Origin of the sequence: Streptomyces sp. FXJ1.172 (genome assembly GCF_001636945.3) — a bacterium.
GTDB lineage: Bacteria > Actinomycetota > Actinomycetes > Streptomycetales > Streptomycetaceae > Streptomyces.
On the sequence record NZ_CP119133.2, the window covers coordinates 5,315,768 to 5,327,557 of the forward strand.

The following is an 11,790-nucleotide window of genomic DNA, read 5'->3' on the forward strand; positions in this document are numbered from 1 at the left end:
GGCGGAGGGGAACGCGAGGGGAACCATGACCGAACTGCCCCGCATCATCAGCGTCGACGACCATGTGATCGAGCCGGCCCATCTCTTCGAGACCTGGCTGCCGGCCAAGTACCGGGACCGCGGACCCAAGCCGCTGACCGCGGGGATCGGGGAGCTCGCCTACGTCGGCGGGAAGTACCAGATCACCATGGATCCGGCCGGGCAGCCGACGGACTGGTGGATCTACGAGGACCTGAAGTTCCCGTACAAGCGCAACATCGCGGCCGTCGGCTTCGACCGGGACGAGATGACACTGGAGGGCATCACCAGGGAGCAGATGCGGCGCGGCTGCTGGGATCCCGCGGCGCGCCTCGCGGACATGGACCTCAACCACGTCGAGGCCAGCCTCTGCTTCCCGAGCTTCCCCCGCTTCTGCGGGCAGACCTTCGCCGAGGCGCACGACAAGGAGGTCGCCCTCGCCTGCGTGCGCGCCTACAACGACTGGATGGTGGAGGAGTGGTGCGGGGACAGCGGGGGGCGGCTGATCCCGCTGTGCCTGATCCCCCTGTGGGACGTGGAGCTGGCGGTCGCGGAGATCCGCCGCAACGCGGCGCGCGGGGTCCGGGCGGTGACGTTCTCCGAGATCCCCACCCACCTCGGGCTGCCCTCCATCCACTCCGGTCACTGGGACCCGTTCTTCGCGGTCTGCCAGGAGACGGGGACGGTCGTCAACATGCACATCGGCAGCAGCTCGCAGATGCCGGCCGCGTCGCCCGACGCCCCGCCCGCCGTCCAGGCCTCGCTGAGCTTCAACAACGCGATGGCCTCGATGATGGACTATCTCTTCAGCGGGGTCCTGGTGAAGTTCCCCCAGCTCAAACTCGCCTACAGCGAAGGGCAGATGGGCTGGGTGCCGTACGCCCTGGAGCGCGCCGACGACGTGTGGGAGGAGCACCGGGCCTGGGGCGGGGTCAGGGAGCTGATTCCCGAGCCGCCGTCGACGTACTACTACCGGCAGATCTTCTGCTGCTTCTTCCGCGACCGGCACGGCGTGGCCTCGATCGACGTCGTCGGCCGCGACAACGCCACCTTCGAGACCGACTACCCGCACGTCGACTCGACCTTCCCGCACACCAAGGAGGTCGCCCTCGAGCATGTGAAGGGCCTGGACGACGAGACGGTGTACAAGCTGATGCGGGGCAACGCCATCCGCATGCTCGGCCTGGACCTGGACCGCTAGTGGACCTCTCGTACACGCCGGAGGAGGAGGACTTCCGGGCCCGGCTGCGGGAGTGGCTCGCCAAGGTGCTGTCCACGCTGCCCGCCGCGCCCTCGCCCGACGACTGGCCCGGCCGCCGCGCCTACGACCTCGGCTGGCAGCGGATGCTCCACGACGCCGGGTACGCCGACGTCCACTGGGACGCCTCCCCCACCATCCGGCTGATCTTCCTGGAGGAGACCGAGCGCGCGGGGGCGCCGTACGTGGGGGCGAACTTCGTGGGCCTGCTGCACGCGGGCCCGACCATCGCCGCCGAGGGCACGGCGGAGCAGCGGGCGCGCTGGCTGCCGCCGGTCCTGCGTGGCGAGGAGGTGTGGTGCCAGGGGTTCAGCGAGCCGGACGCCGGCTCCGACCTCGCCGCGCTGCGCACCCGCGCGCGCAGGGACGGCGACGACTACGTGGTGAGCGGGTCCAAGATCTGGACCTCGCACGCCGAGGTCGCCGACTGGTGCGAACTGCTCGTGCGCACCGACCCGGACGCGCCCCGGCACCGGGGCATCACCTGGCTCGCGATGCCCATGGACGCGCCGGGCATCACCGTACGGCCCCTGCGCACCCTCGCCGGGTCCGCCGAGTTCGCCGAGGTCTTCCTCGACGAGGTCCGGGTGCCGGTGGCCAACCGGGTCGGGGCGGAGAACGACGGCTGGCGCGTGACCATGGTGACCCTGTCCTTCGAGCGGGGCACGGCCTTCGTCGGCGAGGTGGTGGCCTGCCGCCGGGTGCTGGGCGAACTCGCCCGCGCGGCACGGGAGAACGGCCGCTGGGACGACCCCGTGCTGCGCCGCCGCCTCGGCCGGCTGGAGGCGGAGTTCCGGGCGCTGTGGCGGCTGACCCAGTGGAACGTCAGCGCGGCGCAGGCGGGCGGGGGCGTGCCGGGCACGGGCGCCTCGGTCTTCAAACTCCGCTACTCGCACGCCCGCCAGGAGCTGTACGACGCGGCGGCGGACGTCCTCGGCCCGCACTGTCTCGACCTGGACCGGCGCTGGGTCCTGGACCGCCTGTCGTCCCTGTCGTACACGATCGCCGCCGGCACCTCGCAGATCCAGCGCACCATCGTGGCCGAGCGCGTCCTCGGTCTGCCCAGGGGGAGATGAGCGTGCGTTTCCAACTCACCGGTGATCAACGGGCGCTGCGGGCCGGGGTGCGGGAGCTGCTGGAGCGCCGCTTCGGCCGGCAGGCCCTGCGGGCTGCCGTCGAGGCACCGGGCCGGCTCGACCGGGGCCTGTGGCGCTCCCTCGGCGAGGCGGGCTTCTTCGCGCTGAGGCTGCCGGAGCCGGACGGCGGGGTGGGCCTCGGCATGCCGGAGGCGGTCCTGCTCTTCGAGGAGGCGGGCCGCGCCCTGCTGCCGGGCCCGCTGATCGCCACGCACCTGGCGGCCGGGAAGGTACCGGGCGCGGCCACCGGCGAGACGGTCGTGACGTGCGTGGACGGGGAGTTGGTGGAGTGGCTGGAGGCGGCCGACGTGGTGCTGGGGGAGGTGACGGGGGCGCGGGCGATGCGGTCGGTGGACCCGCTGACGCCGCTGCACCGGGTCCGCGGCGCCACTCCCGCCGGCCCTGTGGCCGACCTCCTGAGCGCCGCCGAACAACTGGGCACGGCCGACCGCGTGTGCGAGCTGGCCGTGCAACACGCCCGGACGCGTGAGCAGTTCGGGCGCCCGATCGGCAGCTTCCAGGCCGTCCAGCACCTGTGCGCCGACCTCCTGGTGCGGACGGAAATCGCCCGCACGGCGGTGTACGCGGCGGCCGTCACCGCCGACGAGGCGGACATCGCCGCCGCCCGCCTGCTCGCCGACGAGGCCGCCGTACGCGGTGCCCGCGACTGCCTCCAGGTGCACGGCGGCATGGGCTTCACCTGGGAGGCAGACGTCCACCTGCACCTGAAACGCGCCTGGTTGCGGGCCGAGCGCGGTGGCGGAGGCACACAGAGTGAGGAACTGCTCGCCGCGCGGCTGGCCGGCTGACCGGCCGCCACCGCCCTGGACTGCGCCGCCGGAAAAGCCATGGCCCACGATGTCGCGGATCGTGGCGTACCGGGATTACGGAGCGTCGATATCCGGTCGTGTCCTTCGCTTGACTCGTAACAGCCTGGAGTCGGGGGTCCGCTCCGGTACCTTGTGTGAGATGCGAGTGGCGGTGAGCGCGAGCCGGGCCGGCGATGCCCCTGGGGCGGTGCCGGGCGGTGCGGTGTGCGTCGCTGCTCGCAAGGCGGTCGCGGTTTCGGATGCCGCTTCGGACGCCGCCTGTTCGACTTCCCGGCACGAGCGTCGCACAGTATGCCGCACGCGTACTCCTTCGCGCTGGAATATGCCCGAAGCGCTTGTTGGCGTGACTGTACGTCAACCATGCTGTCTCATAAGGGAATCACGTTCCGTGACCCCTGCTCTGGCCGTTGTTCTGGCCATGCAGAAAATGGCTACGATCGTGGCCCTCGTCGTGATCGTCGTCGCGGCCCCCGCCGTGACGGCCGGATGGCGCGGGGTCATGTGTCCGCCGGTTCGGATGGTGTGAGCGGTGCAGGTGCTTCAAGTGCAGCTGGAGATCCGGCCCGACCCCGCGGAGGTGGGGCGGGCGAGGCGGTGGGCGCGCTCGCGGCTCGCCGGGCTCGGCATAGCGGCCGACGAACCGTTGGCCGAGACCGTGATCCTGCTCATCTCCGAGCTGGTGACCAACGCCGTGGTGCACACGGGCCGTCCGGCCGTGCTGCGGCTCTCGCTGCCGGGCACCCAGACCGGGGCCGCCCCCTCGGCCACGGTGCGGGTGGAGGTGGCCGACGCCAGCTCCCGCGCCCCCGTGCCGCGTTGCGCCCGCGGTGACGCCACCGGCGGCCGGGGCCTCGCCCTCGTGGACTGCCTCGCCGACCGCTGGGGCTGGAGCCCGGACGGCGCCGGCAAGAGCATCTGGTGCGAACTGGACCGCTGTTCACAGCCCCGGCAAGGCGCGGAACTGGCGTACGGGGGCGGGCTGTCCGCGTACGAGGGGCTGGCTTTCGAGGCGGTGTAGATCCCGGTGCGGCGGTGCGCCGGGGGTGCATCCGTGCGCGGGTGCCGTGAACCGGGCGTATGCAAGAAATCCCCGTACCGGCGTTGACGTCGCGTGACCGGCTGAACACGCTGGTGTGCGTCGATTCGCCGCGAGGGGACGGCGAGGGCCCGGGCGACGGTGGCCCTCGTCGAGTGTGGGTCGCACCGGATGGCGGCGTGCAGGCACGCCGGTGGGGGAGGCGCGCCGCCATCCGGTCCCGTCACAGGATCGCCACCGGCGCCACCGGTGAGCCCGTCGCGCCGACGAACGGCTCCGGTGTCGCCGACAGCAGGAAGGCGTACCGCCCTTCTTCTCCACAGGCTGTGGACAACTCTTCGAGATTCCAGTTCTGGCCCTGGAGCATCCCCATCTCCACCAGGTCCAGCGCGTGCACGGGCAGCCATAGATTGTCGATCTCGGGCGGAAATATCTCAAACGTGAGCGTGTCGTTCGCGACCGCCGCGACATCGCGCGCGTGGAACCACTCCGGGCAGCGCACCGACAGCCCCGGCGACGGATAGCCGTACCCGTGCTTGTCCCCGGTGAGATACACCTGCACCTGACCGGTCCGGACGAGGACGACGTCACCGGAGCGGACCGTGGCCCCGGCGAGTTCCTCGGCCGCGTCCAGGTCCTGCGGGGTGACCGCGTGGCCACCCGCCAGCCGGTCGACGCCCCGCGCGCGTGCCACGTCCAGCAGCACCCCGCGCGAGACGATGTGCCGCGCCTTGTCGATGCCGGCGAACCCGGCGCCCTCATGCGCCGTGACCGTGTCTGCCGGGCGGCCGTTGTAGAGCCTGCCGGAGTGCGAGACATGGGTCAGCGCGTCCCAGTGGGTGCCCGCCTGCAGGCCCATGGTCACGGCGTCGTCGCTGCACGCCACCGTGCCGGGGCCGAAGAGTTCCTGGTTGATCTGCACCATGGCGTGCAGGGGGTTGACCCGGCCGGGGATCATCCCGCTCTGCACACCGTCCTGCCGCAGGGGGAGCGCGAGCGGGACCCGGCGGCCGGTGCGGACCTCGGCGGCGGCCTGCCGTACGACCTCGTCGGTGATCAGATTCAGGGTGCCGGTCTCGTCGTCCGCCCCCCAGCGCCCCCAGTTGTTCACGCGCCCCGCGATCTCGTGGAACTCCTCCGGCAGCGTCATCCGGTGCCTCCCCGGGGCTTGTGTCCGTGTGTACGACGGGCCATAAAATCTAACGGACCGTCAGAAACCGCGGGAAGGGGCCGGACGTGGGGAACTTCTTGGCAGGCAAGGTCGTCGCCGTGACCGGTGCCGGACGGGGCATCGGGCGCGCGGTCGCGCTCGCGGCGGCGGCCGAGGGCGCGCAGGTCGTCGTCAACGACTACGGGGTCGCCGCGGACGGAACCTCGCCCACCAGCGAGGTCGCCGAAGCGGTCGTCAAGGAGATCGTGGCGGCGGGCGGCGAGGCGGTCGCGGTCGCCGACGACATCTCCACGATGGCCGGGGGCCGGCGGGTCGTGGACACGGCGGTGGCGGCGTTCGGCCGCATCGACGGGGTCGTGTGCGTGGCCGGGATCCTTCGCGAGCGCATGCTGTTCAACATGACCGAGGAGGAGTGGGACCCGGTGGTCGCCACCCACCTCAAGGGCACGTTCACCGTCTTCCGGGCGGCCTCGGCGGTCATGCGCAGGCAGCGCTCGGGCACCCTGATCGGCTTCACCAGCGGCAACCACCAGGGCTCCGTCTCGCAGGCCAACTACAGCGCGGCGAAGGGCGGGATCATCTCGCTCGTGCGGAGCGCCGCGCTGGGCCTGAACAAGTACGGGGTGACGGCGAACGCGGTGGCACCGGTGGCCCGCACGCGGATGTCCGCGGGCGTCCCCATGGAGCTGGCCGAGATCGGCGAGCCGGAGGACGTGGCCGCGCTGGTGGTCTACCTGCTGTCCGACGGGGCGGCGGAAGCGGGGATCACCGGGCAGGTGTACACGATCGCCGGGCCGAAGATCGCGGTGTGGGCCCAGCCGCGTGAGCTGCGCTCCGCCTACGCCGAGGGCTCCTGGACGCCGGAGCGGATAGCGGAGTTCCTGCCGGGGTCCGTCGGGGTGGATCCGATGCCGATGCTGTCCCAGCTCGTGGCGATGGAGTCCGCGGCACGGGCCGGGGACCGCCCTAACGCCCGGTAGCACGGGGCGTGTTGACGTCTCGCGGCTGCGGGTCCGCCGTGGCTTCTCGCGCAGTTCCCCGCGCCCCTTCCGGGGCGCATGACCTCAGGTGGGCTTCATGGATTTCGGGTTCGGTGAAGAGGACGACGCGTTTCGCCGGGAGGCGCGGGAATGGCTGGCGGGGCACGTCGACAGCGCGACGGACCGGCGTGGCTGGGAACGCAGCCTCGGCGCGGCCGGGTGGATCGGGATCGGCTGGGCCGAGGCGGGCTACGGGAACCGCACCGCCACGCTCACCCAGCAGGTCGTCTGGGCCGAGGAGTACGCGCGCTCGGGGGCGCCCGCGCGGTCCGGGCACATCGGTGAGAACCTGCTCGCGCCCACCCTCGTCGCGCACGGCACCGAGGAACAGAAGAAGCGGTTCCTGCCGCCGGTCGCCGCGGGCGCGGAGCTGTGGTGCCAGGGGTACAGCGAGCCCGGTGCCGGGTCGGACCTGGCCGGGGTGCGGACCGCCGCCGTACGGGAGGGGGAGCGGTACCGCATCAGCGGGCAGAAGATCTGGACCTCGCTCGCGCAGGAGGCCGACTGGTGTTTCGTGCTCGCCCGCACCGAGCCCGGCTCCCGCCGGCACCACGGGCTGAGCTTCCTGCTCGTACCCATGGACCAGCCCGGCCGCATCGACGTCCGGCCCATCCGGCAGATGACCGGCACCAGCGACTTCAACGAGGTCTTCTTCGACGGGGCGTACGCGCGCGCGGAGCATGTCGTCGGGGGCGAGGGGCAGGGCTGGCGGGTGGCGATGAGCCTGCTCGGGTTCGAGCGGGGAGTGTCGACACTGGCCCAGCAGATCGGTTTCACCGAGGAGCTGGGGCGGGTGGTGCGCGCGGCCGTCGCTTCGGGTGCGCTGCGCGATCCGGTCGTGCGGGAGCGGCTCGTACGGCAGTGGGCCGAGCTGCGGACCATGCGCTGGAACGCCCTGCGCACGCTCGGCGGCTCCGGCGACCCGGGCGCGCCCAGTGCGGCCAAGCTGCTCTGGGCCGGCTGGCACCAGCGGCTGGGCGAACTGGCGGTGCGCGTCAGGGGTGCGGCGGCCTCCGTGGGGCCGGCGGACTGGTCGCCGTCGGCGCCGTACGGACTCGACGCGGACCAGCACCTGTTCCTCTTCTCCCGGGCCGACACCCTCTACGGCGGCTCCGACCAGGTCCAGCGCACGATCATCGCCGAGCGCGTGCTCGGTCTGCCCAAAGAGCCCAAGGGGGCCGTGTGATGCGTGGAGTGGTGTTCGACGGCAAGCGGGTCCAGGTGGTGGACGACCTGGTGGTGCGGGCGCCGGGCGCCGGTGAGGTGCTGGTCGCGATCAAGGCGGCCGGGCTGTGCCACAGCGACCTGTCCGTGGTGGACGGCACCATTCCGTTCCCGGTGCCGGTGGTGCTGGGGCACGAGGGTGCCGGGGTGGTCGAGGCGGTCGGCGCCGGGGTCACGCATGTCGCGCCCGGCGACCACGTCGCGCTGTCCACGCTCGCGAACTGCGGTACGTGCCCGGAGTGCGACCGGGGCCGGCCGACCATGTGCCGGCAGGCGATCGGGCGCCCGGGCAAGCCGTTCACACGGGGCTCGGAACCGGTCCATCAGTTCGCCTCCAACTCGGCGTTCGCGGAACGTACGGTCGTCAAGGCCGTACAGGCGGTGCCGATCCCGAAGGACATCCCCTGGGAGTCCGCCGCGCTGATCGGCTGCGGGGTGCTCACGGGGGTGGGGGCGGTGCTGAACCGGGCCCGCGTGGACCGGGGGGACAGCGTCGTCGTCATCGGCACCGGCGGGATCGGGCTGAACGTGCTGCAGGGCGCGCGGCTCGCCGGGGCGCTCAGGATCGTCGCCGTGGACGCCAACCCGGCCAAGGAGGAGGCGGCCCGGCAGTTCGGCGCGACCGACTTCCTGACCTCGGCGCGGGGGGTGAGGGAGCTGCTGCCCACGGGCGCCGACCACGTCTTCGAGTGCGTCGGCCGGGTGGAGCTGATCCGGCAGGCGATCGACCTCCTCGACCGGCACGGCCAGGCGGTCCTGCTCGGGGTGCCCCCCGCGACGGCCGAGGCGTCCTTCCTCGTCTCCTCGCTCTACCTCGACAAGTCCGTCCTGGGCTGCCGCTACGGCTCCTCGCGCCCCCAGCGGGACATCGCCCTGTACGCCGAGCTGTACCGCCAAGGGCGGCTGCTGCTGGACGAGTTGGTGACGGCCGCCTGTCCGGTGGAGGACTTCGAGAAGGCGCGGGCGGACGCGGAGGCGGGGCGGGTGGCCCGGGCGGTCCTGACGTTCTGAGCCCCCTGGTTCGGCCAGCACACCTAGAGCGTCCCGTTCACCCCGGCCGGTCCGCCGACGGCCGTGCGGAAGGTGCGCCGGTACGTCGTCGGTGTGACGCCCAGGGCCTGCTGGAGGTGCTGGCGCATGGACTGGGCGGTGCCGAAGCCCGCTTCGCGGGAGACCTGGTCGACGGACAGGCCGGTGGTCTCGAGGAGATGGCGGGCGCGTTCGACGCGCTGCTGGGTGAGCCACTGGCCCGGGCTGACGCCGACCTCCTCGCGGAAGCGGCGGGTGAAGGTGCGCACCGACATGGCCTCCTGTTCGGCCATGTCGCGCAGTTGGATCGGCTCCTGCAGGCGGCCGAGCGCCCAGGCGCGGGCGGCGGTCGTGGAGGCCATCTGCGGGTCGGGGACGGGGCGTTCGATGTACTGGGCCTGGCCGCCGTCGCGGTGCGGCGGTACGACCGTGCGCCGGGCCACGTCGTTGGCGACCGCCGTGCCGAAGTCGCGGCGCACCATGTGCAGGCACAGGTCGATCCCGGCGGCCACCCCGGCCGAGGTGAGCACGTCGCCGTCGTCGATGAACAGCACGTCCGCGTCCACCTTGATCCGCGGGAACATCCGCTGGAAGCGCTCGGCGTCGGCCCAGTGCGTGGTCGCCGGCCGGCCGTCGAGGCGGCCGGCAGCGGCGAGGACGTAGACGCCGGTGCAGATGGAGGCGAGCCGGGTGCCGGGGCGGATGCGGTCGAGGGCGGCGGCCAGATCGCCGGTGAGCCGGCCCTCCTCGAAGACCGGGCCGAGTTCGTACGACGCCGGGACGATCACCGTGTCGGCCTCGGCCAGTGCCTCCGGGCCGTGCGGGACGTGCACGGCGAAGTCGGCGTCGGTCTCGACGGGTCCGGGCGGCCGTACCGAGCAGGTCACGACCTCGTACAGGTGCCGCCCCCGCTCGTCCTTGGGGCGGCCGAAGATGCGGTGCGGGATGCCCAGTTCGAAGGGGAGGAGGCCGTCCAGGGCGAGGACGGCGACCCGGTGCGGACGGAAACGCCCGGATCGCTCAGCGACATCGGCCATGGCCCGATCCTAGCGAATGCTGTCCCTCGGGCCACTCGTTGTGCGGGGCCGGAGAACGGAGGCTTTATGACGTGACTCAGACAAGCCCAGCCGCAGCCCCCGCCCAGGCCGCCCCGCCCGCGCGGCACCACCGTGTGCACCGCGCCTGGTTCGTCGCCGCCGTCACCTTCGTCACGATCATCGGCGCGGCCGCCTTCCGTTCCCTGCCCGGCCTGCTCATCGACCCGCTGCACCAGGAGTTCGGCTGGTCGCGCGGCACGATCGGCGCGGCGGTCTCCATCAACCTCGCGCTCTACGGCCTCACCGCCCCCTTCGCCGCCGCGCTGATGGACCGGTTCGGCATCCGCCGGGTGGTCGCCGTCGCGCTGACCGTGATCGCGGCCGGCTCGGGCCTGACCGTGTGGATGACGGCGGCCTGGCAGCTGTGGCTGTGCTGGGGTCTGCTGGTGGGCCTCGGCTCCGGCTCGATGGCGCTCGCCTTCGCGGCGACGGTCACCAACCGCTGGTTCACCGAGCGGCGCGGCCTGGTCAGCGGCATCCTGACCGCCGCGTCCGCCTCCGGCCAGCTGATCTTCCTGCCGGTGCTGTCCTGGATCGTCGAGCACCACAGCTGGCGTCCGGCCGCCGTGACGGTCGCCCTGGCCGCCCTCGCGGTGGTCCCGTTCGTCTGGATCCTGCTCCGCGACCACCCGGCCGACATCGGTGTGAAGCCCTACGGCGCACGGGAGTTCCTGCCCAAGCCGCCGCCGGTCACCGGTGCCGCCCGCCGGACCCTCACCGTGCTGTCCACCGCGGTCCGCACCGGCACGTTCTGGCTGCTCGCCGGCACCTTCGCGATCTGCGGCGCCTCCACCAACGGCCTGATCCAGACCCACTTCGTGCCCGCCGAGCACGACCACGGCATGCCGGTCACCACGGCGGCCTCGCTGCTCGCGGTCATCGGCGTGTTCGACGTGGCCGGCACGATCGCCTCCGGCTGGTTCACCGACCGCTTCGAACCGCGCCGCCTGCTCGCGGTGTACTACGCCCTGCGCGGCCTCTCCCTGCTCTTTCTCCCGATGCTGCTGGGCCCGGCCGTCCACCCCCCGATGCTCTTCTTCATCGTCTTCTACGGCCTCGACTGGGTGGCCACCGTCCCGCCCACCCTGGCCCTGTGCCGGGAGCAGTTCGGTGAGGACAGCGCCATCGTCTTCGGCTGGGTGCTCGCCTCCCACCAGATCGGCGCGGCCCTGGTCGCCTACCTCGGCGGCCTCGCCCGCGACGTCTTCGGCTCCTACGACCTCGTCTGGTACGCCGCCGGCACCCTGTGCGCCGCGGCGGCCCTGATGTCCCTGGTGATCCGCCGCCCGGCCGCACTGGCCCCGCCGGCGGCGGCAGCCTGAACCACCCGCCCTGCCCTAGGAACCGATCCAGGCGAACCGCCCCCGGTGGAACAGCAGGGGCTCGCCGTCGCCCCTCGCGCCCAGGGCGTCCACCCGGCCCACGACGATCAGGTGGTCGCCGCCGGTGTGCACGGCGTGGACGGTGCAGTCGATCCAGGCGGCGGTGCCGGCCAGGCGCGGCGACCCGGAGACGGGCGCCGCGTCGTAGGCCACCCCCGCGAACTTGGCTGCGCCGCTCACCGCGAAGGCCCGGCACAGCTCGGCCTGGCCTGCGCCGAGCACGTTGACACAGAAGACGCCGGCCCGGGCGATCCGCGGCCAGGTGGCCGACGTGCGGCCCACCAGGAAGCAGACCAGGGGCGGTTCGAGGGAGAGGGAGGAGAAGGACTGGCAGGCGAAGCCGGCGGGGCCCGCTTCGTCCTCGGCGCCGGGGGCGGTGATGACCGTGACCCCGGTCGCGAAGTGGCCCAGCACCCGGCGGAACTCGCCCGGCTCCACCGGTGCCCGCTCGTCCTCCCGGACGCACCGCAATTCCGGCCGCGGCAACGGCTCCACGGCCCTTCGCCCCAGATACCGGACGGCGGCTGCCGCCGCCCCTGCGTGTCCCATCACGTCCTCCATTGAAGCTG

Annotated in this window: 11 protein-coding genes; 8 read left to right on the forward strand and 3 right to left on the reverse strand. The window is 72.7% G+C overall.

What is annotated here, in order from left to right; all coding sequences use genetic code 11:
- Positions 1 to 25: 25 nt before the first annotated feature.
- From A6P39_RS23795 to A6P39_RS23810, 4 genes are all read left to right on the forward strand, one after another.
- Positions 26 to 1,219 carry an amidohydrolase family protein gene (locus A6P39_RS23795; protein WP_067053445.1) on the forward strand — a complete coding sequence of 398 codons (1,194 nt, stop codon included), beginning with the start codon at positions 26 to 28 and terminating at the stop codon, positions 1,217 to 1,219.
- Complete coding sequence (locus tag A6P39_RS23800) at positions 1,219 to 2,352, forward strand: acyl-CoA dehydrogenase (protein ID WP_067053443.1); 1,134 nt, start codon at positions 1,219 to 1,221, stop codon at positions 2,350 to 2,352. The genes A6P39_RS23795 and A6P39_RS23800 overlap by 1 nt, the downstream gene beginning before the upstream one ends.
- Before the next feature lie 2 nt (positions 2,353 to 2,354).
- A complete protein-coding gene (locus A6P39_RS23805) occupies positions 2,355 to 3,221 on the forward strand; it encodes an acyl-CoA dehydrogenase family protein (RefSeq protein WP_067053441.1) in 867 nt (288 codons plus the stop codon).
- Positions 3,222 to 3,786: 565 nt separating this feature from the next.
- Positions 3,787 to 4,260 carry an ATP-binding protein gene (locus tag A6P39_RS23810; protein ID WP_067053439.1) on the forward strand — a complete coding sequence of 158 codons (474 nt, stop codon included), beginning with the start codon at positions 3,787 to 3,789 and terminating at the stop codon, positions 4,258 to 4,260.
- 241 nt (positions 4,261 to 4,501) lie between these two features.
- Here A6P39_RS23810 and A6P39_RS23815 read toward each other — a convergent pair whose 3' ends face one another.
- The gene (locus A6P39_RS23815; RefSeq protein ID WP_067053437.1) at positions 4,502 to 5,428 is read right to left on the reverse strand and encodes a cyclase family protein; all 927 of its coding nucleotides are present in this window, start codon (positions 5,426 to 5,428) and stop codon (positions 4,502 to 4,504) included.
- Positions 5,429 to 5,514: 86 nt separating this feature from the next.
- Here A6P39_RS23815 and A6P39_RS23820 point away from each other — a divergent pair, with 86 nt between their 5' ends.
- The 3 genes from A6P39_RS23820 to A6P39_RS23830 all read left to right on the forward strand — a co-directional run bounded on the left by A6P39_RS23820 (position 5,515) and on the right by A6P39_RS23830 (position 8,724).
- Positions 5,515 to 6,429: an SDR family oxidoreductase gene (locus tag A6P39_RS23820; protein ID WP_067053435.1), complete on the forward strand. Its 915-nt coding sequence runs from the start codon at positions 5,515 to 5,517 to the stop codon at positions 6,427 to 6,429.
- A 97-nt stretch (positions 6,430 to 6,526) separates the two neighbouring features.
- A complete protein-coding gene (locus tag A6P39_RS23825; RefSeq protein ID WP_067053652.1) occupies positions 6,527 to 7,675 on the forward strand; it encodes an acyl-CoA dehydrogenase family protein in 1,149 nt (382 codons plus the stop codon).
- Positions 7,675 to 8,724, forward strand: coding sequence for a Zn-dependent alcohol dehydrogenase (locus tag A6P39_RS23830; protein ID WP_067053434.1), 1,050 nt, complete (start codon positions 7,675 to 7,677; stop codon positions 8,722 to 8,724). Before A6P39_RS23825 ends, A6P39_RS23830 begins: the two co-directional genes overlap by 1 nt.
- Positions 8,725 to 8,747: 23 nt before the next feature.
- Here A6P39_RS23830 and A6P39_RS23835 read toward each other — a convergent pair whose 3' ends face one another.
- Positions 8,748 to 9,779, reverse strand: a complete 1,032-nt coding sequence (locus tag A6P39_RS23835) for a GlxA family transcriptional regulator (protein WP_067053429.1) — start codon at positions 9,777 to 9,779, stop codon at positions 8,748 to 8,750.
- A 71-nt stretch (positions 9,780 to 9,850) separates the two neighbouring features.
- On the opposite strand from A6P39_RS23835, the gene A6P39_RS23840 reads away from it, so the two are divergent.
- Positions 9,851 to 11,161 (forward strand): MFS transporter, encoded by a 1,311-nt coding sequence (locus A6P39_RS23840; RefSeq protein ID WP_199840972.1) that lies wholly within the window; start codon positions 9,851 to 9,853, stop codon positions 11,159 to 11,161.
- A 15-nt stretch (positions 11,162 to 11,176) separates the two neighbouring features.
- Here A6P39_RS23840 and A6P39_RS23845 read toward each other — a convergent pair whose 3' ends face one another.
- Entirely contained in the window at positions 11,177 to 11,770 is a 594-nt protein-coding gene (locus tag A6P39_RS23845) for a flavin reductase family protein (protein ID WP_067053425.1), read from the reverse strand.
- Between the last annotated feature and the right edge of the window lie 20 nt (positions 11,771 to 11,790).